This is a genomic window from Ruegeria sp. AU67, assembly GCF_900312795.1.
Lineage (GTDB): Bacteria > Pseudomonadota > Alphaproteobacteria > Rhodobacterales > Rhodobacteraceae > Ruegeria > Ruegeria atlantica.
On record NZ_OMPH01000018.1, the window covers coordinates 201,598 to 225,368 of the forward strand.

The following is a 23,771-nucleotide window of genomic DNA, read 5'->3' on the forward strand; positions in this document are numbered from 1 at the left end:
CGGATGACCAAGTCTTTGAGCCAGCTTACCGAAGCTCTGCGACAGCAGATTGACCAGTTGCCTCCCGGATTGCAGATGGCGGCAAAATACATCCTCGACCATCCCGGAGATTTCGGGCTGGACTCAATTCGAGAAACCGCAGCAAAGATCGGCGTCAGCTCAAACGTTCTGGTCCGGCTGGCGGATCGGATGGGATATGACCGCTTCGACGGCCTGCGCGCTCCGTTCCGCGATGCGTTGGTCACAGATGGTGAGGACCATCTGAGCCAAAGTTGGCTTGCCGACATGCAAGACGGTGATTCTTTCAGCGCTGCCCAGGCAAAACTTGCCCAGAATGCACAGAACGTCGTCATGCGATCCCTGCGATTAATGAACCCTGAACGCGTCAAGCGCGCCATTGAAATTATGACATCTTCTGACAGGTGCTTTGTCACCGCCACGCGCGCCAGCTATGCCTTGTCTTACTATTTTTCATACGCCGGACGCATGGCACACCCCGGTCTGCAACTTGTTCCGCGCCACATGGGGTCCGCGGCGGATGATCTGTTGGACGCAAGCCCCAACGATTGCCTGATTGCAATCACCGTCCATCCCTATTCCGCCGACACCATCCAATCAATGCGATTGGCGCGACGCATGAATGTGCCGCTCATCCTGATTGCCGACAGCGAAGTGATCGCACCCGGGATCGAGCCTGACGTGGTTTTCCCCATCAGCACGCGATCTCTGCACCACTTCTCAAACTATGCCGGGGCCATGGTGGTTCTGGAATGCCTACTGGGTCACCTGTTTCAATCGGGCGGAGACGTCGCGCGCGATCGCGTGGACAATTACCAAAAGTCCCGAGAAGACACAGGCGCATACTGGCAACCATCCCAGCCGCCCAAAATAAGACGGACATAAAAAAAGCCCCGGCCATAAGGACCGGGGCTTTTTTGACAGTTTTAAGCTTACATGCAGGCTTCAATGGCCCGCTTGGTCATGACACTGACCAGATGTGCGCGGTATGCCTTGCTGCCGTGCAAATCGGCAATCATATTCGCGGGATTGATGCTCAGCCCGGTCAAGGCATCCTGCCGAAACTCCTTGTTCAGGGCTTCTTCTGCCTCGGACCAGCGGAACACACCATCCTCACTGGCCCCTGTTACCGCAACGCGAACACCGTCGGCGAAACGTGCCAGGTACACTCCGACCAGCGCAAAGCGCGATGCGGGTTGCAGGAATTTCTGATAGCTGGCCGCTTGTGGCACCGGGAAATTGACCGTGGTGATGATCTCACCTTCCTCCAGGGCTGTACTGAACAAACCCTCGAAGAAATCATCCGCCGCGATTTGGCGCGTATTGGTGATGATCGTCGCACCTGATCCCAAAGCGCCCGCCGGATAGCAAGCGGCCGGATCATTGTTGGCCAGTGAGCCACCGATTGTTCCTCGATTGCGCACCGCTGGATCGCCGATCTGCCCAGCCAGTGCGGCCAGCGCCGGATAGCTGCCGGCGGCCTCTGCCGCCACCGTTGCGTGGGTTGTTGCGCCACCAATGGCCACCGACCCGTCATCCTCGATGCAGACCCCCTGCATGTCGGGAATCCCACCCAGCGACACCAGCGTAGACGGTGCTGCCAATCGCTGTTTCAGCGTTGGGATCAGCGTCTGGCCGCCCCCCAACGCCTGTGCATCCTCGCCTCCCAGCGCCGAAACGGCGTCAGCAACGGTCGAGGGCTTTTCAAACTCGAAATTGTACATTTCGCTTTCCTTTCCGAAAGGCGCGGATCCGCCCTTCATCTGGCTAAAAATATCCCGAGGGTCTGGGGGCAGAGCCCCCAGACCACCCGACCAATCAGCTGTTCATCGCCGCCCACACGCGGGACGGGCTCACCGGCATATCGATGTGATCGACCGCCTTGCCTCCCGAGTTCAGCGCATCCAACACCGCATTGACCACCGCCGGCGGCGAGCCAATTGCACCGGCTTCACCGCAGCCCTTCACACCCAATGGGTTATGCGTACAGGGCGTCTGGCTGGAATGATCCACACCATAGAATGGAACGTCATCCGCTCGCGGCATCGCGTAGTCCATGAAGGACGCGCTCAGCAACTGACCGTTCTCATCATAGGCACAATTCTCCAGCAAAGCCTGACCTATACCCTGACCAATGCCGCCATGGACCTGACCGTCGACGATCATAGGATTGACGATGTTGCCAAAGTCATCTGCGGCGTTGAAAGCCTCGACGGTCACCTGACCGGTCTCTGGGTCAACCTCGACCTCGCACGCATATGCACCGGCCGGGTAAGTGAAGTTGGCCGGGTCGTAAAACGCGGTCTCCTCCAACCCGGGTTCAACTTCCAGCGGATAATTGTGTGGTACATAAGCCGTCAGGGTTACATCACCCCAAGCCACCGACTTGTCGGTACCCGCGACGCTAAACTGACCGTCTTTCAGTTCAATATCCGCCTCGGACGCTTCCAGCAGGTGGGCGGCGATCTTCTTGGCCTTCTCGATTACCTTCTCGGTCGCTTTGACCATGGCCGAACCACAAACCGCCAGCGAGCGCGAGCCATAGGTGCCCATGCCAAACGGGATCTTTGAGGTGTCGCCATGCACGATCTCGACCATCGATTCGTCGATACCGATCATGTCGGCCACAACCTGCGGGAAGGCTGTCTCATGCCCCTGCCCGTGGCTGTGTGCGCCCACCATGACGCTTATCGAACCGGTGGCGTTCACCCGAACAGTTGCGGCATCATAAAGACCCGCGCGGGCCCCCAACATGCCGACGATGTTCGAAGGCGCGATACCGCAGGCCTCGATATAGCAGTTGATGCCCAGACCACGCAGCTTGCCGTTGGCTTCGCTTTCGGCCCGACGCGCGGCGAAACCCGCCAGATCGGCAGCGACCTCAAGCTTGTCCATCGTCCCGTTGTAATCCCCGGTGTCATAAGTCAGTGCGACCGGAGTGTCATAGGGGAACTGAGTGATAAAGTTCTGACGGCGCAGGGCAATCGGATCAACACCCAACTCGCGTGCAGCTTTGTCAACGACACGCTCCAGCTGGTAGGTCGCCTCAGGACGGCCAGCGCCTCGATAGGCGTCCACCGGCACCGTGTTGGTGAACATCGCCTTCACATTCACCTGAATGACCGGCGTCTTGTAGTTGCCTGCCATCAGCGTGCCGTGCAGCCAGGTCGGAACCGAGCTGGAGAAGGTCGACAGATACGCACCCAGATTGGCGTATGTGTTCGTGCGCAGACCGATGAAGTTGTTGTCTGCATCCAGCGCCAGTTCGATCTTGCTGACATGGTCGCGGCCATGGGCATCGGACATGAACGCCTCGGACCTGCTTGAGGTCCACTTGACCGGGCGATTGCAGGCCTTGGCGGCAAAGGTGCAGAACGCTTCTTCCGCATAGTGGAAAATCTTGGTTCCAAAACCACCACCTACATCCGGGGCCACCACGCGCACTTTATGTTCGGGCAGGCCCAGAACAAAAGCACACATCAGCAGACGGATCACATGCGGGTTTTGCGACGTGGTGAAGAGCGTGTATTCGTCCGTACCACGCTTGTACTCACCCACCGCCACGCGCGGCTCCATCGGGTTGGCGACGAGACGGTTGTTGACCAGATCCAGCGTCGTTACGTGGGCTGCATTGGCAAAGACCTCATCGACCTTGGCGTCGTCCGTCTCACCCAATTGCCAGTCATAGCAGATGTTGTTCTTCAGATCGTCGTGAACCAGCGTCGACCCATCCTGAGCAGCAGCTTTCATGTTCATGACAGCCGGCAGTTCTTCGATATCCAGATCGATCGCCTCGGCCGCATCACGGGCCTGTTCGAGGCTGTCTGCCACAACGGCCGCAATCGGGTCGCCCACATGGCGCACCTTGCCTTGTGCCAAAATGGGGTGCGGCGGCTCCTGCATCGGCGCGCCGTGCTTGTCGGTCACTTCCCAACCGCAGGGCATCCCGCCCACGCCTTCGAAATCCTTGCCGGTGAAAACCTTCACCACGCCCGGCATGCCTTCAGCTGCAGAGGTGTCGATACTTTTGATCCGTCCATGCGCGATGTCGGACCGTAGGAAATGTACATAGGCCTGGCCATGTACGTTGATGTCGTCGGTATAATTGCCCGCTCCGGTCAGAAAGCGTACGTCTTCGCGCCGCTTGGAACTGGCTCCGATGCCACTGTCTTTGGGCATTGCTTGTTCTCCTCCCATAAACGGATGCTGTGCATCCTATGTCTTCCCACGGGCGCTTCATCGGACGCCCGCAGCGGCATCATTCGGCAGCGATGCTGCTGACGTCCTGACCAGATGCGGCCATGATCGCCTTGACAATGTTGTGGTAGCCGGTGCAACGGCACAGGTTGCCTTCCAGATACTTGCGCACCTCGGCTTCGGTCGGGCGCGGGTTTTCTTTCAGCAGTGCTGCAGCACTCATGACCATTCCCGGTGTGCAGAAACCGCATTGCAGGCCGTGATGGTCCTGAAATGCCTGCTGAATCACGTTCAGCGAGCCATCTTGGTTAGCCTGGCCTTCGATCGTGCCCACATCAGCCCCGTCTGCTTCAAGCGCCAGCATATTGCAGGACTTCACGGCCTCGCCGTTCACATGAACAACACACGCGCCGCATTGCGCTGTATCGCAACCCACATGAGTGCCAGTGAGATTGAGATTCTCGCGTAGAAAACCGGACAACAACGTCCGCCCTTCCACCTCACCGCTCACGGTCTTACCGTTCACGGTCATTGAGACCTTGGTCATAAGATCCTCCCCTATTGGCTTTTATCGCTGTCGCCGAGTTAAACACGGGAAAATTTGTTTGAGAACAAAAATATTTAGCGCCAATATCCGACGTTCGTAGGGGTCGTCTTTTCTATCTCAGCCGCCTAAGAAGAAAAGCTAAAATCTGCCACATCACCTTTTGCGCGACGCGCGTGGTTGCGGCCGCGTCGGGATTTCTTTCAACAGCCCGCCAACCCCCATCCCAGCAATGTCCGCGCCGGTTGTTTCGATGCCGCAAGCAACCCGCGACAGGATCCAATCCGCGCCGTTCAATGCAGGCGAACGGGCGCATCCGGGCAATCCGATTACTGGCCTTGGGCCGAGTGATCCAAGAAACAGCAGATTACCGGGATCGACTGGCATGCCGAACCTATCCACCTGACCGCCAGCCGCCCGCACGGCCTGAGGTGCAACATCAAAAACATCAGATGTCGCAGAGCCGGTCAGGATCATCACAATGTCACCGGCAGCCTCTGAAATAGCCTGCGACAGCGGTTCGGCTTTGTGTGGAACGATTCGTACATCGCTGAGGTCCATGCCAAGGGTTTCTACCCGGCCGCGAATAGCGGCGATCCCCTTTTCGTTGGCGGGACCGCCCGGAATATCCGTGACGATCAGCCCTGCCGTTTTATGTACCGGTGCCATCAGACGAATCGAAGCCCTGGCCAGACTAGCGGCCTGCACGACGTCATCCTTTGGAACGGCGTAGGATATCACCTTGATCGTGGCGACCATCCCGCCCGGGCCCATCTGTTGATATTGCGGCACCGTCGCTACTGTGATCATCGGGTTGACGCAGTTGAACTCCTGCAGGGCCGCAACGTCCAATTCGACAACACCCGGCCCGTCGGCCAGCAGGTTCACGCGCCCGGTAAACGGCTGCGTTACCCGTAATCCGGCAGCGTTTGGATCAGGCGCAAGTGCAGCGGCCAACATTTCGGCGGCCTCGTCTTCGTGGCAATCGCCGGGCTCAAGTTGCGCAACCGTGACCTCATCATACCCAGCTGCACCCAGATGAGCCGCATGATCTGCAGTCAGCAGCAATCCTTTGCGCAACTTGGCATCCTGAACCTGGACGGAGTGTGCGAGGATCGCGCCGGTGGCCTTGGCGACAGGAACGGGACCGAATTTCACGCCTTGCCCCGCAGCACGGCCGTCATCTGGGCAAGGATGGCCACCGCGATCTCGGACGGATCCGCCGCGCCGATGTCCAATCCAATAGGTCCGTGGATCTGAGCAATCTGATCGTCCGTAAAACCCGCCTCTTTCATGCGAGCAACCCGCTTGGCATGGGTACGCGTGGACCCCAGAGCGCCAATATAAAACACGCCCGCCTTCAAGGCAGATTCCAAAGCCGGGTCGTCCAATTTGGGGTCATGTGTAAGCAAGACAACAGCAGTTCGCGTGTCCATGCCCAGCTTGGCGACCGCCTCGTCCGGCCAATCAGTCAGGATCGTTTCGCCCGGGAATCGGGCACCAGAGGCAAAGGCATCGCGCGGGTCGATGATGGCCGGATCATATCCTGCGATCCGGGCCATCGGAACCAGCGCCTGCGCAATATGCACTGCTCCCACAATTATCAATCGCAGCGGAGGGTTGTGGACCGCAACAAATGTCTGTCCGTCCTCTTCAAAACCTGATCGGTCCATGCGCATTCGGTTTGAATAGGCTTTGCGGCGTAAAGCCCGATGACCGGTCTCGGTATTAACTTCATAGGCCACCGGTTCCCGTTGTGCGCGGGCTTTGACCAGATCTCGCAACATGGATTCTGGCAGGACCGAACCAACAGGTTCCACTAAAACACGGATCGTTCCGCCACAGGCCAGACCCACGGCAAAAGCATCTTCGTCGCTAACGCCAAATTCCAACAGCCGCGCATCACCCTCGTCCATCGCTTCAAGCGCTTCGACTATGACCGCGCCTTCGACACAGCCACCGGACACCGAGCCTTCGATGTAACCATCTGCTGCAATCACCAACTGAGCCCCGACACGGCGCGGCGCGCTACCCCAGGTTTCAACCACCGTGGCCAACGCTGTTGGATGACCTTCGTCATGCCATTTCAGGGCCGTCTCTGGGCTGTTGTCGAATCTGTCCATTGCACCCTCCCGGCGTGTTCTGAACCAACATAGGCAGGTTTGGCGCAATGAAAAGTAAGCCTTAAGGCGAATACCGGATGTTCGGCCTGTCTGTTAAACTCAGAATTGCATCGGCGTATACAAGCCCAGATTGCCAAGCAGCCCACAAATCATTGATTGCACCCGGCCCAGATTCTAGCCTACATGCGTAGCTGCTGCATTCCAATATGCGCATATTAATTTTTGACAATGGAGACAGAGAGTTGAAACGCATTTTTACACTCGGAATGGCACTTGGCCTGTTCACCGCAAGCGTTGCATCCGCAGACACGTTCCTGCGTTATGGCGAGGTTGAAGGTTGGAAAGTATTTATTGACGAGGACAAGAAATCCTGCCTGATCGAAGCTGTTGATGACGCTGAAAACGTCGTTCAGATGGGCCTGACCGAAGATCGTGGCGTGGGCTATGTTGGTGTCTTCACCAAAGCCAAGACTGATATCAAGCGTGGCGAGAAAGAAGCCGTGGCGGTCCTGTTGGGCGACAATATCTATGTGGGCGAAGCGACCGGCATGAAGGGAAACATCACCAAGGGTTATTCCGGTGGTTACGTTCTGTCCGACGATCCCCAATTCGCCGATGATCTCGCCAAGCAAAAGGTCATGGTTGTATTCCCGGAAAAGGAATTTGCCTTCACCGTTGATCTGACCGGTACTTACAAAGCCATGGAAATGGCCCGCAAGTGCAACGAAGAACAGCTGAGCTGATACTCAGTCGGAAAGCGCGGACAACAACCGCGCTTTCTCACCCACGTCATCGGGTTTCGAGATGACGGCAGCTAGATCTTCCAGCGAAGCAATCGAATGGCCGGCGCGGAAACTGTCAACATGGGGCAGCATGGCCGCGACGCCCTGCGCTTTGGGCGCGAACCCATCCCACCGTAGCAATGGATTCAACCAAATCAGACGACGCGCAGACAGGTGCAATCGCTCCGTCTCTTTACCCAACGCCTCGGGGTCTCCGCGATCCAGCCCGTCCGAGATCAATAGGACCACAGCACCCTGCCCCATGACCCGCCGCGACCAGTCGCGGTTGAACGCATGAAGGCATTCGCCAATCCGCGTCCCCCCTTCCCAATCCTGCGCCTCGGCCCCGGCAGAGGCCAGCGCGGCATCTACGTCGCGCTGCTGAAGATGACGGGTGATATTCGTCAGACGCGTCCCAAAGGTAAATGCGTGAACCTTGGCCCAGCCTGCCCCTTTGGCGTTCGACACCGCATGCAGGAAATGCAGGACGATCCGGCTGTACTGGCTCATCGACCCCGAGATATCGCAAAGCACGACAAGATTGGGCCATCGAGGTTTCGGCTTGAGCTTAGCAATATCGCGCAACTCTCCACCCTGACGCATCGCCGCGCGCAATGTCCGCGCCCGGTCGATGCGATGCCCCAGATGGCTAGCCTGACCACGTCTGGAATCAATGGGCTTCACCGGCAGAGCAAGCCGCGACAGCATGCGCTTAGCTTGCGCGATCTCGGCGGTGCTCATCTGCTCAAAGTCCAGACTGCGCAGACGTTCCTCGGAGGACGCCGTTTGCGAGGCGTCGATTTCTAACTCGGTTTCTTCTTCCTGCTCAGCCACCTCGGGCAGATCACGTTCAACCCCGTCCAACAACGCCTCGGCCGCGCGCTTTTCGGCTGCGTCAGCCTTGCGTTCTTCCTGTACGCCGCGAATAGCCGGCAGCATCATGGACATCATGTGCTCAAGATATCGGGGGTCACGCCAATAGAGGCGAAAGACCTGCGCAAATACAGTGCGGTGTTCCGGGCGGTTCACGAAACAGGCGTGCAATGTCCAATAGAAATCCTGTTTTTCCGTGAACCCCGCCGCCTGCACCGCGCGAATGGCATCCACCACTCGACCCGTCCCAATCGGTAGCCCGGCCTTACGCAATGCGCGTGCGAAATGGGTGATGTTTTGCGCCAGCTTGGGGTTGTCCGGAATGTCGATCGGAAGCTGTTCAGCCATCAGGCTGGTTCCAGCGACGCTTTGGCTTGATCCAGTATTCGTTTCGCCTCCGACCCCTGCAATTTCTGGATGTCGTCCTGGTATTTCAAGATCGCACCCAGAGTATCTCCGATGATTTCGGGGCTAAGGTTAATGACGTCCAGCGCAAGCAGGCATTTGGCCCAATCTATCGTCTCAGCCACACCCGGTTTCTTAAACAGGTCTTCGGTGCGTAGATGCTGAACAAAGGCCACGACTTCACGACTAAGCGCTTCGGCAGCTTCCGGCGCGCGCGCGTGCAGGATTTCGATCTCTCGGTCGAAATCGGGGTAGTCGACCCAATGATAGAGGCAGCGTCGTTTTAGTGCATCATGCACCTCACGTGTGCGGTTCGAGGTGACGATAACGATGGGCGGCTCCGGTGCTTTGACCGTGCCCAGTTCAGGAATCGTGACCTGAAAATCGCTGAGCGCTTCGAGCAGGAACGCCTCGAACGGTTCGTCTGTGCGATCAAGCTCATCGATCAACAGGACCGGCGCACCATGCTCATCCGGGCGCATTGCCTGCAGCAGCGGGCGTTCGATCAGGTACTCGTCCGAGAATAGTTCGGTCTGCAATCTGCCCCGATCCGCCCCGCCCGAGGCTTCGGCCGTGCGGATCGCCACCATCTGCGCCGGAAAGTTCCATTCATAAACAGCGGAAGAGGCATCCAGTCCTTCGTAGCATTGCAACCTAATCAAGCGCCGGTTCAGACCGGCGGCAAGGGCCTTGGCGATCTCGGTCTTGCCCACCCCGGCCTCACCTTCCAAAAACAGTGGTCGGCCCAGTTTCAGGGACAGAAACACCACCGTCGCCAGCGCGCGCCCGCAGACATAGCCCTGTGAACCCAACATGGATTGGACGGCGTCGATGGATTCTGGCTGTGTCATGTTTCGATCTCTCCCTTGGCACAACAGGTCATGACCACCCGCGCGCGTCAAGGCCGTGTTCTTTCCGGGACTTACGACGTTCGGACTGATTGACAAGGTCTGGGACCGAATTGAAGGTCTTTCACCGCCGGGTCCGCTGTGCTAGCGGAAGGCCATGACCGATACCCTCACGATCCGCCGCCCCGACGACTGGCATCTGCACCTGCGCGATGGCGCGATGTTGCAGGCCGTCCTGCCCGAAACCGCGCGTCATTTTGCCCGCGCGATCATCATGCCGAACCTTGTGCCGCCCGTCGTGCGCGGCGATCAGGCCGCCGCCTATCGCGACCGCATATTGGCCGCGCTGCCCGAAGGCATGACGTTCGAGCCGTTGATGACCCTGTACCTGACTGAAGATACGGACCCCGATGATATGGCAGCAGCCCACGCCAGCGGTCTGGTCAAAGCCGTCAAACTGTACCCGGCGGGCGCGACGACCAACTCTGCCTCCGGCGTGCAGGATTTCGACAAAGTGCGTCCGGTGCTGGAAAAGATGGCCGAGATTGGCCTGCCCATGTGCGTGCATGGTGAGGTTACCGACGCCGAGATCGACATCTTTGACCGCGAAGCTGTGTTCATCGACCGTGTTCTGGATCCGATCCGCAAGGCCACTCCCGGACTGCGTGTGGTGATGGAGCACATCACGACCGCGAACGGTGTCGATTATGTCAAATCCAATGACAAGGATCTGGGTGCAACGATCACGGCACACCACCTGATTATCAACCGCAACCATATCCTCGTTGGTGGAATCAAGCCGCATTACTATTGCCTGCCTGTCGCCAAGCGCGAAGAACATCGACTGGCTCTGCTGGCGGCTGCGACATCGGGCGATGCGAGGTATTTCCTGGGTACTGACAGCGCTCCCCATACCGACGCCAACAAGGAAATGGCCTGCGGGTGTGCGGGATGTTTCACGGCGACCAATACAATGTCACTTGTGGCCGAGATGTTTGACCGCGAGGGCGCTTTGGACAAGCTGGAAGGCTTTGTGTCTCTGAACGGCCCGGCCTTCTATCGCCTTCCGGTGAATGAGGAAACCATCACCTTGACCAAGGGCGAACCGTTGGAATACCCGGACAAGATCGACTGCGACGAAGGTCCGGTCACAGTGTTTGAACCGGGTTTCCCGCTACACTGGCGCGTGACTTAACCCTCCAGCAACGCAGATAAATCGCGGGCGCGGCCTCCGGTGCGCAGCATCGACCAGATCGCGTCCGCGTCATCTGTTCCGATCAGCTTGTTGGCTTTGCCGCGCACCCGGTCCTCACGGTCCGACAGCGTCATCGGGGCCAACAGGTCATGCGTGGCCTCGCGCCTTGCCCCATCCCGGCGCAACAAGGTCAGTTGCGCCTGCGTTTCTGACAAACTGTTATCCGCTTCGACAGAGACTCGGTCCCGCAAGGATACTAGCCGCGGGTCGGCGCATATCTTGTCCGAATAGCTGCCTGGCAGGGCCGTATCATAGCCAAGCGCCTGCATCGCAATCACCGTCCGATATGAGAACTTGGCACTAAGGCCAGTTGTCGGGGATGTCTGATTGCAGACGCTCATCCACCTTGGATGCGTCTTGATCTTGATCTCGGCGACTTCCGGTTCGGCGATATCCAGGTCGCGCGCGGCCTCAAGCGCGGCGTGCAATCCGTGGCAACAGGCATGAAACTTGTGACTGACGCTTTCAAAAAGCCATTCCTCGCCCAGCCCATCCAATGAGGCTGCAATGTCAGACTGACCTTTATGCGTCGCGCCAAATCCATAGGACCCTTCCAGCGCGTCTGAATTGGGATCGAATCCCGATGCCACCAACAAAGCTGCCTCAACCCCGGCAGAGGCCGCAAGACCCGCGTTATAAGGTTTTCCCATCGTTCCGAATTGCGCCTTTAGACCGGCAGCCCTAGTCGCCGTCAGGCCCAGAACTTTTCGCATCTGTTCGACGTCGAACCCCAGTATGCGCCCTGCAGCGACAGCCGCACCAAACGCACCGGACGTTGCCGTTTGGTGAAAGCCCGCCTGATAGTGATCGCGCCCCAGCCAGAGGCCGATCCGAATGGACGTCTCCATCCCAACCAGCGCGGCTTCAAGGAGATCGACCAGAATACGATCGTCCCATTCGCTTAGGGCCAGCGCCGCCGGAAGGACGGCAACCGATGGATGCCCGATATGGGCGAAATGCGTGTCGTCATAATCCAGGGCATGCGACACGGTGCCGTTTACCAATGCAGCACCGCGCAGGGGTGCCCCACCTCCACCATAAAGGCGTGCTTGTTCCGCACCTCCTTCGCCAAGCACGAGGTCGCGCACTGTCCGGGAAACAGGCTCATCAACTCCGGCACGCCCGACAGCAATCCAGTCCAAAACAGAAAGAGACGTAACGACCCGCGTCTGCAAAGTCGTCGTGATAGGCCCCGCCGCGAAGGCTGCCAGTGATGTGGTGAAATCGGTCATGGGCGCAGTCTAGCGACCGCCAACCCGGGGTAAAGACCTAGCTGTACAAGTCCTTCGCGCGGGTCTCAAAGGCCTGAACGATCCGATGCATAGCCTCGTTGAAGACCACGCCGATGATCCCCTGAAGGATCGCGTTCTTGAATTCGAAATCCACGTGGAACGTGATGTTGCATCCGCCATCATCAGCGTCGGCGAACTGCCAGTCGGATTTCATGTATTTGAATGGGCCGTCCAGATATTCAGTGTCGATTCTTTTCTGATCGGCAAACAATGTCACCCGGCTACCAAACCGTTCGCGGAACACTTTGAACGAGATCACCAGATCCGCTTCCATGACCTGCGCCTCACCCGCCGCATAGGTCCGACGAATGCGGGCGGCTGCGCACCAAGGCAGAAACTCGGGATACTTTGCCACGTCCGCGACCAGCTCGTACATCTGCTGCGCAGTGTAAGGAAGGTGACGTGTTTCCGAATGAGTAGGCATGGCGTCCGGTTTTTCAGGTGACAATGGCGCGTCATGTCGTATGTTGCGCGCCAAAGATCAAGGGGGCAGCGATGAGCGACCGCGCATATGTGATAGATACGATGATCTCGGCCAAGGCGATTGCAGCCCGAGTCGAGGAATTATGCCGCGAAATCACGGCAGAATTCGGAGATACCGACAAGCTGATCGTGGTCGGCCTACTGCGCGGCAGTTTCGTCTTCATCGCGGATCTGGTACGCGAGCTGGACCTGCCGATCGAAGTCGATTTCCTCGAAGTATCCTCGTATGGAGACGCGATGGAAAGCAGCCGGGAAGTACGCATTCTCAAAGACTTACGTGGCGCGATTGAAGGGCGCGATGTTTTGGCTGTTGAGGATATCGTCGACACCGGCCACACGCTGAACCACGTCACAAAACTGTTGCGCAGCCGCAAGCCAAGCCGACTTAAGTCCATTGCCTTGCTGGACAAACCCAGCCGGCGCGAGGTCGATTTCCGTTCCGATTGGATCGGCTTTGAAATTCCGGACGAATTTGTTGTGGGTTACGGGATCGACTACGCGCAGCGCAATCGCAACTTGCCATTCATTGGCAAAGTTCGTTTTGTCGAAGACTGAACCGGGCAACCTCTGATCAGGCTTGGGCGTCGCCTAAAACCTGTCGGATAGCCGACAGGAAAACCCCGGTTCCAACAGGTATCAACGCGTCCGGGAAATCATAGTCGGGGTTATGCAATTGCGGGTGACCCTGCCCTGCGCCCAGCCAGAACATCGCCGCCTTCGCGCCTTTGCCGAATTGCCCGAAATCTTCTGAGAACTTTTGCGGTGTCTTTGTTGAATGGAACGGTGCTCCACGCTCGGCGCAGGCCATTGCGATGATGTTCACCGCGTCGCTGTGATTGACACAGGCCTCGAAGACATCGTCATAGGTGATCTCAACCCCCAGACTGTCGGCGGATACGGCGCGGCGCGCCAGCGCCTCGGCCTCGGTCATCAGCGTTTGCATCCGAGCGTCTGAAACAGTGCGCAAAGTTACCCAGATCTCGGCCTGCCCCGGAGCGACGCCGAAAGTCGGCTCTCCCAAACGGGCATGCGTCACAGTTGTCAGCGCAAAATCGGCATCTAACGCGCCGCCTGCGCCTAAACCCGCCAGCTTCGAAACCAGTTTGGACATCGCCTCAGCCGGGGAAATCCCATCCTGAGGCGCAGCCGCATGGGATGTCTTGCCGGTCAGGATAATTTTCATCCCGCGCGAGGCGCAATTGGCCGAACCCTGACACAACTCAACTGCACCAAGTTCCAACCCCGGCAGGTTGTGCAAAGAGAACACATAGTCCAGCGCGATTTGCGCGAATTGGGGGTCCGCGCGAAAGGCGATAGCGCCCTGCCCGGTTTCCTCAGCCGGTTGAAAGATCAATACCACCCGGCCCTTTTGGGGGCGGTGGCGCGCCAAGTCTTCGGCAACGCCAAGCACCATCGCCATGTGCCCATCATGGCCACACAGATGCCCTTTGCCCGGAACCTTCGACACATAGGGGTGCGCGCCAAGTTCTTGAATCGGCAGCCCGTCCAATTCGCACCGGATACCAATGGTTGGCCCGGCCTGCCCACTGTCAAAAACCGCGGCAACGCCATGCCCCCCCAGTCCGGTAAGCACACGGTCCGCACCGAATCCCCGCAAAAGCTCTGTCATGCGGGCAGCGGTCTCACGCTCGTCCCCGGAAAGTTCGGGATATTGATGCAGGTCGTGGCGCAGGCGTGTCAGCCGCGCGTGCGCTTCGGGTGTCACCCCTGTTCCAGCTTTTTCTGGCGAGCCTCACGCAACCGGGCAAAGTCATCCCCCGCGTGATAGGACGACCGGGTCAGTGGTGTCGCGGACACCATCAGGAACCCTTTGCCATAAGCTGCCTTTTCATAGGATGCGAATTCTTCCGGCGTCACGAACCGATCCACACCATGGTGTTTGGGCGTGGGCTGCAGATACTGACCGATGGTTAGAAAGTCGATATCGGCGGCGCGCATGTCATCCATGACCTGCCGAACTTCTTGCTCATTCTCACCCAAGCCGACCATGATTCCCGATTTGGTGAAAATAGACGGGTCCAGTTCTTTGACGCGCTGCAACAGCCGCAGCGAGTGGAAATAACGCGCACCGGGACGCACTTCGAGATACAGGCCGGGTACGGTTTCCAGATTGTGGTTGAACACGTCCGGCTTGGCCTCGACGACAGTTTCAAGAACGGAAGAGTCACATTTCAGGAAATCAGGTGTCAGGATTTCAATGGTCGTCTTCGGCGACCGGTGCCGCACCGCACGTATCGTCTGTGCGAAATGATCGGCACCGCCGTCTTTCAGATCGTCGCGGTCAACGGATGTGATCACGACGTGGTTCAAACCCAGCTTTTCAACCGCATGCGCCACGCGCCCTGGTTCAAACGCATCCAACGTGTCCGGACGTCCCGTTGCAATGTTACAGAAGGTACAGCCGCGCGTGCAGATCTCGCCCATGATCATCATGGTGGCGTGGCCCTGGCTCCAGCATTCGCCGACATTCGGGCATCCGGCCTCTTCACAGACAGTGACCAGATTATTCTCGCGCATGATCTTGTGCGTCTCAGCATAGCCCTTACCGCCGGGTGCCTTGACGCGTATCCACTTGGGCTTTTTGGGCTGCGCATTGTCTGGACGATGCGCTTTTTCGGGATGACGTTGTTCTGGGATCTTCAGATCACGCACGGCTGGCTTTCCTGACTTTGGGTCAATTTGCTTTGCCCTAACATAATACGCCCGCGCAGACTATGCCACCCGGGCATACCCGCCATGCATAGTAGGTTTGCAACCGAAGAAGCCGCGCCGCGCTTCAAACATAGTAGCAGGATTTATCTTATGTTTACTGTTACTTAAAGTTATATCGCAAATGCAGCATTTCTAGCGTTGAAGGCGGTTTAGAACTGTTTTAAGTCACCATTAATTCTAATGTGAATCACAGGAGCCCGTAGATGAAAACCGGCGCAAAACTGCCTTCCGTTACCTTCCACACCCGTGTCCGCGACGAAGCAATCGAAGGATCCAACCCGTTCCGTTGGGAAGACAAAACAACCGCGGATTACTTCGCAGGCAAGCGCGTCATCCTGTTTTCCCTGCCCGGTGCTTTCACACCCACATGCTCTACCTTTCAACTGCCCGGTTTCGAAAACGGGTATGCCGATTTCACTGCCAAGGGCATCGATGAAATCTACTGCATGTCCGTGAATGACAGCTTTGTCATGAACAAATGGGCACAGGATCAGGGCCTGAAAAACGTCAAAGTCATCCCTGACGGTTCGGGCGAATTTACCCGCAAAATGGGCATGCTGGTCGACAAGGAAAACCTGGGCTTTGGCATGCGTTCATGGCGCTACGCTGCCATCGTAACCGATGGTGTAGTCGAAGCTTGGTTCGAAGAGCCCGGCCTGATGGATAACTGCCCCGAAGACCCCTATGGCGTTTCGTCCCCGGAAACCCTGATGAAGCACCTGGAAGAAGCCAAAGAACCGGCACTGGCATAAGAATTGTCAGGCTGACGTATCAAAGGCTCGCCTTTGGCGGGCCTTTTTTAATGACGGGTCGCGGTTACGATATCATCGCCAACACGCCGGATGACTTCCGCAAGACTGTCGAACCAGTCTTCATGTCCCGTCGAAAGGCGCCGGACCAACCCCACCGTCCGCGCTGGCTGCGGTGCCCCGAACCGCATGAGCTTGAGCCCCGAAACAGCTTCGGTCTCCGAGCGGGCCGCGAGTTCAGGCATGAGTGTCAGACCAAACCCTTCGGCAACCAGTCGCGACAGAGTCGCCAATGAGGACGCCCCCATATTGATCAAACCGCTGCTTCTGTCCTGACCACAGACCTCAAGCGCTTGATCCGTCAGGCAATGCCCGTCATCCAGCAACATCAACTGCGCGGTCTGCAGATCCACTGGGCGCAAGGCATCCGGGTCTGAGTGTACTGTCCCAAGCCGCCCCGCGCTTCCGGCAAGCAGAAAACGATCCTCGAAAAGCGGCAATTCGAACAATTCGCTGCCACCGGCTGGCAAGGCCATCAAACCGGCATCGATTTCCCCGGCCCGCAGCATGGCAAGCAAGCGCTCGGTCCGGGCTTCGCGGATCTGCACCCGCAAGGAGACGTCGGCTGTGCGCAGCCCGGCAAGCACACCAGGCAAAAGATAAGGCGCGATCGTCGGAATGATCCCAATTGCCAACGACCGATGCCCAACGGAATGATCCTTTGCGAACTGGTCCAGACGGTCCGCTGCCCCTAGGACTTGACGGGCGTAGTCCAGCACGTCGCGCCCCAACGGCGTCAGCAGTATGTCGCGCGCCTGACGTTCGAACAACGGCCCGCCCAAAGTCTCTTCCAACGCTTTGATTTGAACCGACAGCGCGGGTTGTGAGACATGGCAGACCTGAGCCGCACGACCAAAATTGCGCTGATCTGCCACCGCATTGAAATACTGAAGCTGTCTGAGGGTAAAATTCATAGGCAATTTCTATCACTACCACCTGAAACCTCAACTGAGAATTATGGAATTTCCACCCAATCAGGCGAGTTTTCTCTGCTTGATCTTCGTAATGGCGCTTGAGGCGTTGCAAGGCGATGCGCAACACCATCTTCTCGGAACCCGCCGACCACCCCATGCGTTTTTCGGCTAATTCGAGCCCCTCAAGGTAACAGCAGCACCGCAGTGCCACGTCGCTTAACCCCGGTCCCAGATCCGACAGGGCACGTTCAACCCGAGCGCGCGCGTCTGAAGATCCCTGGCCTGTATACGTTCCATTTGCGAAACTTCCCCGCCCCCCGGCCGTTAGAAAGTGATCCCAGTTTTGGGCAACCTGCGGACCGATCTGCGACAGTTCAAAGTCTTCGCGTAGCCGTTCGCCAGCGCCGACCAGAGTTTCGTCGAGAAAGGTCTTTCCGTCCTTGTCCCGCCAGCGCGCCAACGCGATCAGCGGACTTTCGGCAGCACTGTACCGAATACGTCTGGCGCCGTGCGACGACCCGTCCTGTCTTTGTTTGCGATGCGTCTGAAACGGCGATTGCGCCTCGGCCATGCCGAACTCGTTTCTGGCGCGCGCTTTGTTCTCGGCCTCGGCGATCAGTTGGCTTAAGGCCGACCGCCCAGAGGAAGAGATGCGATACCGGGAAATACGTCCAGGATTATCGCAGGATATCCAATCATTCAAAGCCAGCGCTTGCGCAATCGTGCAATTGACGACCGCAGTTCTTGCGGTCCCGCTGTCGCCGGTGTCACGAACGACCACGGCCTTGTTCATCTCTACCGCCACGGCCAGGACCGCGCCGGTTTCGCAATGGCAGCGCGGTATTCGAAGAGCTTCACGGTTAAACTCATCGTCCTTGCTTGCTGCATCGTTGGCCTGAATCCCCAAAGGCTCGTTCAAAGACCCAGCGCGCCCTTGTTGATCCGTGAAATGGACCTCTGCCAACGCTTGCAGCGCAGCATCCACCAACGGATCGTCCCGGCGCATTTCAATACGTCGGATCTGTCTGTGTATGGTTGACGCATGGCACCCCGCGGATCGCGCGATGTCGCGGATCGATTGACCGGTTTCGGTATGCGCCAGGTATCTCTGCGCCCCTTCAGGCACCCACGCCGGAATGGTGAAAGCCATGTTTTCTTGCATAGTCACTTGCCCTCGTCGACAAAACAATCGGTTCTCAATCGCCCCCGGTGAATGTGTTAACCAATCCTAACTAGAGCCGCTTTCGTTACTCGTTCGTCAACCGGGAGAGACAACAACCAGATTTGATTCAAAATCATAAACACTCATGAAATCAGAGTTCGGAGAGAATCCGCACAGGGCAACACTCGCTTAGGCTGCGTGACAAATGGCTATCTTCTGTTCAACCAAGGGATCACCGAAATGCAGGACCTGATGACCATGATTACAACGCTCCGCCGCCCACGCCTGTTGGCTCGGGCCGCAAAAATTGGGGCGCAGGAGTATGATCGGGACCGGCATCTTCAGCGTGTTATGGGTTACGGATCACTGCCCGGCACAGGGTCTGCGCTGGTTCGTCTGTTGGAATTGGAACGAGAGGTTAACGCCCAAAGGCTGGCCGAAGACGCCGCCTATTCGCTGGTCCGCCATCTGGACCTGCTGATCGCGCTGTTGGGCGAGGCGCAACTGTTCAAAGCCAGTCGCGCCTCGCAATATCAATGATCAGGTGAAGGCATCCGGCATGGATGCTTTCTTTTCCGCCACGTATGCGTTCAATGCTTCGTTGACGGCGGGGTCGAGTTGCGGTTGCTGGTAATTGGCCAGCAGATGCTCGACCCGCGACGTGGCCAATTGGCGTGTGTCGCGCCCGCCTTCGTCTTCCCAGGTCTCAAAGGGTTTGTAATCCAGGACCTCGGACTTCCAGAACGCTTCTTTAAAATTCGCCTGCGTATGGGCACAGCCCAGATAGTGACCGCCCGGGCCAACTTCGCGGATCGCATCCATCGCCTGCGCGTTTTCATCATAGGCCACGCCCTTGGCCAGACCGTGCAGAACGCCCAACTGGTCGGCATCCATGACGAACTTTTCGAAGTCTGCAACAAGACCGCCTTCAAGCCAGCCGCAGGAATGCAGCATGAAGTTCACGCCGGCCATCAGCCCCATGTTCAGCGAGTTTGCGGTCTCATAAGCCGCCTGTGCATCAGGCAATTTTGAGCCGCAGAAAGACCCGGCCGAGCGGAACGGCAGGTTCAGACGTCGCGCCAGCTGGCCCGCACCGTAGGTAACCATCGATGCCTCGGGCGTACCAAATGTCGGCGCGCCAGAGTTCATATCGATCGATGACACGAAGGCACCGAAAATCGCAGGCGCGCCCGGACGGATGATCTGACTATACGCTACACCAGCCAGAACTTCGGCTAGAACCTGCGTCAGTGTCCCTGCAATCGAAACAGGCGCCATCGCACCACCCACGATAAAGGGCGAGATGATACAGGCCTGATTGTTCTTCGCATAAACTTCCAGCGCGCCCATCATCACGTCGTCGAAGGTCATCGGCGAGTTGATGTTGGTCAGCGAGGTCATCACTGTGTTTTCCTGAACGAACTCTTTGCCGAACAGAATCTCACACATCTCAACCGAATCCTGCGCACGGCTGGGATCGGTGACCGAGCCCATGAACGGCTTGTCCGACAAGGTCATGTGCGCCATCAGCATGTCAAGGTGACGCTTGTTCACCGGAATATCTGTCGGCTCGCACACGGTCCCGCCCGAATGGTGCAACCACTTGGACATATACGCCAGTTTCACGAACTTGTTGAAATCTTCCATGTTCGCATAGCGACGGCCACCTTGGGCGTCCCGCACAAAGGGTGGGCCGTACACCGGGGCCAGAACCAGATTGCGGCCACCGATGACAACCGATTTCTCGGGGTTACGGGCATGCTGCGTGAATTCGCTGGGCGCGGTTTTGATCAGCTGACGTGCCAGACCGCGCGGAATGCGGACGCGTTCACCATCGACATCGGCACCGACATCTTTCCAGCGCTGCAACGCCGCTGGGTTGTCGACAAAGTTCACGCCGACTTCGGCCAGAATGGTTTCCGCGTTGGTTTCGATGATTTCCAACGCTTCTTCGTTGAGAACCTCGAAGTTCGGAATATTCCGTTCGATGTATTTCGCCGTTTCGATGCGAACCGCGGTACGTTCGGCCCGGCGGGCGGCGCCACCGCCACCTCTTGCCCGACGCCGGGTGTTTGCCTCTGCCATGAGAAGATCCCGTCTATTGGTTGGTTTGATCAGTTTGTTACAGCAAGCATTTGGGGCAATGCATCTAATTTACGGCGCTATAGGGGGAAAAGCGACATCTGCATAAACCAAAACCGTCAGGCACTTGCTCTGATCAGGGAAGTTCCTTCTCCATCAAGATTGTGTTTCCGCTCACTTCTTTCTTGTGCCACCCCAAATAGAGGTACATGGAGACTGTCGTTTGCATCAATTTATGCGTTCGCAACCTGAGCTTAGCGGTGCCCGTTCCCTTGGCTTCTTGTTCAGCTATTCCGATTAACCGCCTCGCCAACCCTGCCCCTTGTGCCTTTGGCGATACGGCAAGGTTAAAGATCATCACCGCAGAATCGACCTGGTCAAAAACAATAAACCCGACGATGTCTTTATCCTGCGTGGCAACCCAGGCCTGATGCGCGACGATGTCGTCGCCAACGCCGTCCGTGACATCGGGCAGATCAGGAATATCGCGCAATGCCTCCGCATAGGCCGCCGCAATGCAGGTTGCGACCGCTTCGGTATCAGCAGCACTTGCGCGGCGTAGTACGATCTCGGGCATCTCGCGCTCTTTCTGTATTATCCTGAGGCTCAATTGCACAAATGACGTCATAGCGCTTGCACATGCAAGTCTTGCGACCTAATAGCCAACCATGACCAAAGACACCCATGACCGCCTTCTGATCATCGACTTCGGCAGCCAGGTTACGCAGCTTATTGCGCGCCGCCTGCGCGAGCTGAATGTCTATTGCGAAATCCACCCCTATCAAAAAGTCACGATGGACTTTGTGCGGGAAATGGCCCCCAAGGCCGTGATATTCTCGGGCGGTCCTGACAGCGTGACACGTGAGGGTTCGCCCCGTGTACCGCAGGAGATCTTTGATTACGGCGTTCCGATCCTTGGTATCTGCTACGGCCAACAGGTGATGATGCACCAGCTGGGCGGTAAGGTTGAAAGCGGACATGGCACGGCCGAGTTCGGGCGTGCTTTTGTTACCCCGCAGGCAAAGCTGGATATTTTGGAAGGCTGGTTTTTAAACGGTGACGAGCAGGTCTGGATGAGCCACGGCGACCACGTCAGCGAAATCGCGCCCGGCTTCACCGTTTACGGCACCTCGCCAAACGCACCTTTCGCGATTACCGCGGACAGCGACCGTCACTTTTACGCGGTTCAGTTCCACCCCGAGGTGCACCACACCCCAAAGGGTGCAAAGCTGTATGAAAATTTCGTCAAACTTGCCGGGTTCAAGGGCGATTGGACCATGGGTGCCTATCGCGAACAAATGATCGAAAAGATCCGCGAGCAGGTCGGCGACAAAAAGGTCATTTGCGGTCTGTCCGGTGGTGTCGACAGCTCGGTCGCGGCGATCCTGATCCACGAGGCAATCGGCGATCAGCTGACCTGTGTATTCGTGGACCATGGCTTGCTTCGCAAAAACGAGGCCGAAGAAGTCGTCGGCATGTTCCGCGATAATTACAACATCCAGCTGATCCACGCGAACGAAAGCGATCTGTTCCTTGGTGAACTCGAAGGTCAAAGCGACCCCGAAACCAAACGCAAGATTATTGGCAAGCTGTTCATCGACGTGTTCCAGAAACACGCTGACACGATCGACGGCGCCGAATTCCTGGCGCAAGGCACGCTGTATCCCGACGTGATTGAATCGGTGTCATTCTCGGGCGGCCCCTCGGTCACGATCAAATCGCACCACAACGTTGGTGGCCTGCCCGAAAAGATGGGCCTGAAACTGGTCGAGCCGCTGCGCGAGCTGTTCAAGGACGAGGTCCGCGCGCTGGGTCGCGAGTTGGGCCTGCCCCAGAGCTTTATTGGCCGCCACCCCTTCCCCGGTCCCGGTCTGGCGATTCGCTGCCCCGGTGAGATCACCCGTGAAAAGCTGGATATCCTGCGCGAAGCGGATGCGGTCTATATCGACCAGATTCGCAAGCACGGTTTGTACGATGACATCTGGCAAGCCTTTGTGGCCATCCTGCCCGTGCGTACTGTTGGCGTCATGGGCGACGGTCGCACCTACGACTACGCTTGTGCCCTGCGCGCGGTGACATCCGTGGATGGCATGACCGCAGACTATTACCCTTTCAGCCATGAGTTTTTGAGCGAAACGGCCACACGGATCATCAACGAGGTCAAAGGCATCAACAGATGCACCTATGACATCACATCAAAACCACCCGGAACCATCGAGTGGGAATAATGCGAAAGCCGGGCTCTGTCCCGGCTTTTTTGTTTTTCACGCCGTGAAAAAATCGATAGCAATCAAATTGGTATAACCAAAATCTACAGGCGCCCGGATGGAAACCGCCAGACCACAGATCGGCAAGGCAGCGCTCTGGATGACCGGGGCGATTGCCTCTTTCTCGTCCATGGCAATTGCGGGCCGCGAACTAAGCGTGACCCACGACACGTTCGAGATCATGTTCTACCGCAGCCTCGTCGGCATCTGCGTGGTCGCCCTGATCCTGACTCTGACGCGAAAGTGGCACCAGGTTTCGACTGAACGGATCGGCTTGCACGGAATCCGGAACGTATTGCATTTCACCGGGCAAAACCTCTGGTTCTATGCGGTTAGCGTCATTCCGTTGGCACAGGTGTTTGCGCTGGAGTTTACTCAGCCCATATGGGTCATACTGCTGTCTCCACTTCTATTGAAAGAGCGCCTGACGACCGTGCGCATGCTATCGGCGCTGATCGGATTTGCCGGAATTCTACTGGTCGCCCGGCCGGGCTCCGTGCCTCTCAGTGCAGGTGTGATGACCGCTGCTATGTCCGCTATTTTCTTTGCCTTAACAACGATATCAACAAAGTCCCTCACTCGTTTTGCCAGCATCGGATGCATCATGTTCTGGCTGACAGTAATGCAAGCCGTGCTGGGGCTGATCGCATCGGGTATCGACGGACAAATCACCCTGCCCTCGGCAAGCACAGCTCCGTTTTTGTTGCTGGTGGGACTGGCCGGGCTGCTGGCGCATTACTGCATCACAAACGCGCTTGCCATCGCCCCGGCAACCGTGGTGGTGCCGTTTGACTTTGCCCGCCTACCCACAATCGCCGTCGTCGGCATGGTTCTGTATCACGAACCGCTGGATCACTGGACCTTGCTGGGGGCCGCTGTGATCTTTTCGGGTATCTTTTTGAACGTCCACGCAGAGAATCGTAACAGTTTGGCAACACTCCCGCACGACACTCAACACAAGTAACGCACGGTCACGTGTTGACG

General features: G+C 57.6%; 22 protein-coding genes and 1 pseudogene. 8 read left to right on the top strand and 15 right to left on the bottom strand.

What is annotated here, in order from left to right:
• Nucleotides 1-15: 15 nt before the first annotated feature.
• Nucleotides 16-903: a MurR/RpiR family transcriptional regulator gene (locus DK510_RS07980; protein WP_370246250.1), complete on the top strand. Its 888-nt coding sequence runs from the start codon at nucleotides 16-18 to the stop codon at nucleotides 901-903.
• A gap of 47 nt (nucleotides 904-950) precedes the next feature.
• Here the strand turns inward: DK510_RS07980 and DK510_RS07985 are convergent, their stop codons facing one another.
• The 5 genes from DK510_RS07985 to DK510_RS08005 all read right to left on the bottom strand — a co-directional run bounded on the left by DK510_RS07985 (nucleotide 951) and on the right by DK510_RS08005 (nucleotide 6,882).
• Complete coding sequence (locus DK510_RS07985; protein WP_109311612.1) at nucleotides 951-1,742, bottom strand: xanthine dehydrogenase family protein subunit M; 792 nt, start codon at nucleotides 1,740-1,742, stop codon at nucleotides 951-953.
• A gap of 94 nt (nucleotides 1,743-1,836) precedes the next feature.
• Nucleotides 1,837-4,197 (bottom strand): xanthine dehydrogenase family protein molybdopterin-binding subunit, encoded by a 2,361-nt coding sequence (locus DK510_RS07990; RefSeq protein ID WP_109311613.1) that lies wholly within the window; start codon nucleotides 4,195-4,197, stop codon nucleotides 1,837-1,839.
• A 79-nt stretch (nucleotides 4,198-4,276) separates the two neighbouring features.
• A complete protein-coding gene (locus DK510_RS07995; RefSeq protein ID WP_109311614.1) occupies nucleotides 4,277-4,762 on the bottom strand; it encodes a (2Fe-2S)-binding protein in 486 nt (161 codons plus the stop codon).
• A gap of 153 nt (nucleotides 4,763-4,915) precedes the next feature.
• Nucleotides 4,916-5,917 (bottom strand): molybdopterin-binding protein, encoded by a 1,002-nt coding sequence (locus DK510_RS08000; protein WP_109311615.1) that lies wholly within the window; start codon nucleotides 5,915-5,917, stop codon nucleotides 4,916-4,918.
• A complete protein-coding gene (locus DK510_RS08005; RefSeq protein WP_109311616.1) occupies nucleotides 5,914-6,882 on the bottom strand; it encodes an XdhC family protein in 969 nt (322 codons plus the stop codon). Before DK510_RS08005 ends, DK510_RS08000 begins: the two co-directional genes overlap by 4 nt.
• Nucleotides 6,883-7,124: 242 nt before the next feature.
• On the opposite strand from DK510_RS08005, the gene DK510_RS08010 reads away from it, so the two are divergent.
• A complete protein-coding gene (locus DK510_RS08010; protein WP_082637106.1) occupies nucleotides 7,125-7,625 on the top strand; it encodes a hypothetical protein in 501 nt (166 codons plus the stop codon).
• Between the two features lie 3 nt (nucleotides 7,626-7,628).
• Here the strand turns inward: DK510_RS08010 and DK510_RS08015 are convergent, their stop codons facing one another.
• Together DK510_RS08015 and DK510_RS08020 are read right to left on the bottom strand one after the other, a co-directional pair.
• A complete protein-coding gene (locus DK510_RS08015) occupies nucleotides 7,629-8,885 on the bottom strand; it encodes a VWA domain-containing protein (protein ID WP_109311617.1) in 1,257 nt (418 codons plus the stop codon).
• Nucleotides 8,885-9,793: a MoxR family ATPase gene (locus DK510_RS08020; RefSeq protein WP_109311618.1), complete on the bottom strand. Its 909-nt coding sequence runs from the start codon at nucleotides 9,791-9,793 to the stop codon at nucleotides 8,885-8,887. Before DK510_RS08020 ends, DK510_RS08015 begins: the two co-directional genes overlap by 1 nt.
• Nucleotides 9,794-9,947: 154 nt before the next feature.
• Here DK510_RS08020 and pyrC point away from each other — a divergent pair, with 154 nt between their 5' ends.
• A complete protein-coding gene (pyrC, locus tag DK510_RS08025) occupies nucleotides 9,948-10,985 on the top strand; it encodes a dihydroorotase (RefSeq protein WP_109311619.1) in 1,038 nt (345 codons plus the stop codon).
• Here pyrC and DK510_RS08030 read toward each other — a convergent pair.
• Together DK510_RS08030 and DK510_RS08035 are read right to left on the bottom strand one after the other, a co-directional pair.
• On the bottom strand, nucleotides 10,982-12,277 hold the full coding sequence (locus tag DK510_RS08030) for an MmgE/PrpD family protein (RefSeq protein ID WP_109311620.1): 1,296 nt from the start codon (nucleotides 12,275-12,277) through the stop codon (nucleotides 10,982-10,984). The two genes, pyrC and DK510_RS08030, sit on opposite strands and share 4 nt — an antisense overlap.
• Nucleotides 12,278-12,314: 37 nt before the next feature.
• Nucleotides 12,315-12,761: a type II toxin-antitoxin system RatA family toxin gene (locus DK510_RS08035; protein WP_058271887.1), complete on the bottom strand. Its 447-nt coding sequence runs from the start codon at nucleotides 12,759-12,761 to the stop codon at nucleotides 12,315-12,317.
• Nucleotides 12,762-12,832: 71 nt separating this feature from the next.
• Between DK510_RS08035 and hpt the strand changes: the two genes are divergently transcribed.
• Nucleotides 12,833-13,375, top strand: a complete 543-nt coding sequence (hpt, locus tag DK510_RS08040) for a hypoxanthine phosphoribosyltransferase (RefSeq protein ID WP_109311621.1) — start codon at nucleotides 12,833-12,835, stop codon at nucleotides 13,373-13,375.
• Nucleotides 13,376-13,391: 16 nt separating this feature from the next.
• Here hpt and DK510_RS08045 read toward each other — a convergent pair whose 3' ends face one another.
• On the bottom strand, nucleotides 13,392-14,546 hold the full coding sequence (locus DK510_RS08045) for an amidohydrolase (RefSeq protein WP_109311622.1): 1,155 nt from the start codon (nucleotides 14,544-14,546) through the stop codon (nucleotides 13,392-13,394).
• Nucleotides 14,543-15,493: a lipoyl synthase gene (lipA, locus tag DK510_RS08050; RefSeq protein ID WP_058271469.1), complete on the bottom strand. Its 951-nt coding sequence runs from the start codon at nucleotides 15,491-15,493 to the stop codon at nucleotides 14,543-14,545. Before lipA ends, DK510_RS08045 begins: the two co-directional genes overlap by 4 nt.
• 263 nt (nucleotides 15,494-15,756) lie before the next feature.
• Between lipA and DK510_RS08055 the strand changes: the two genes are divergently transcribed.
• Nucleotides 15,757-16,305: a peroxiredoxin gene (locus DK510_RS08055; protein ID WP_109311623.1), complete on the top strand. Its 549-nt coding sequence runs from the start codon at nucleotides 15,757-15,759 to the stop codon at nucleotides 16,303-16,305.
• Between the two features lie 47 nt (nucleotides 16,306-16,352).
• Here DK510_RS08055 and DK510_RS08060 read toward each other — a convergent pair whose 3' ends face one another.
• Entirely contained in the window at nucleotides 16,353-17,276 is a 924-nt protein-coding gene (locus tag DK510_RS08060) for a hydrogen peroxide-inducible genes activator (RefSeq protein WP_109311624.1), read from the bottom strand.
• A gap of 55 nt (nucleotides 17,277-17,331) precedes the next feature.
• Nucleotides 17,332-18,438 (bottom strand): annotated as a pseudogene (locus DK510_RS23260) (DUF6456 domain-containing protein); the annotation flags it as partial.
• Nucleotides 18,439-18,678: 240 nt separating this feature from the next.
• Here DK510_RS23260 and DK510_RS08070 point away from each other — a divergent pair.
• Entirely contained in the window at nucleotides 18,679-18,978 is a 300-nt protein-coding gene (locus DK510_RS08070; RefSeq protein WP_109311677.1) for a DUF6477 family protein, read from the top strand.
• Here DK510_RS08070 and DK510_RS08075 read toward each other — a convergent pair whose 3' ends face one another.
• Complete coding sequence (locus tag DK510_RS08075; RefSeq protein WP_058271464.1) at nucleotides 18,979-20,523, bottom strand: trimethylamine methyltransferase family protein; 1,545 nt, start codon at nucleotides 20,521-20,523, stop codon at nucleotides 18,979-18,981. It abuts the gene before it with no gap.
• Between the two features lie 133 nt (nucleotides 20,524-20,656).
• Entirely contained in the window at nucleotides 20,657-21,097 is a 441-nt protein-coding gene (locus DK510_RS08080; protein ID WP_109311678.1) for a GNAT family N-acetyltransferase, read from the bottom strand.
• A gap of 91 nt (nucleotides 21,098-21,188) precedes the next feature.
• Between DK510_RS08080 and guaA the strand changes: the two genes are divergently transcribed.
• On the top strand, nucleotides 21,189-22,748 hold the full coding sequence (guaA, locus tag DK510_RS08085) for a glutamine-hydrolyzing GMP synthase (RefSeq protein ID WP_109311625.1): 1,560 nt from the start codon (nucleotides 21,189-21,191) through the stop codon (nucleotides 22,746-22,748).
• Between the two features lie 97 nt (nucleotides 22,749-22,845).
• Complete coding sequence (locus DK510_RS08090; protein ID WP_109311626.1) at nucleotides 22,846-23,751, top strand: DMT family transporter; 906 nt, start codon at nucleotides 22,846-22,848, stop codon at nucleotides 23,749-23,751.
• The last annotated feature ends 20 nt before the right edge of the window (nucleotides 23,752-23,771 follow it).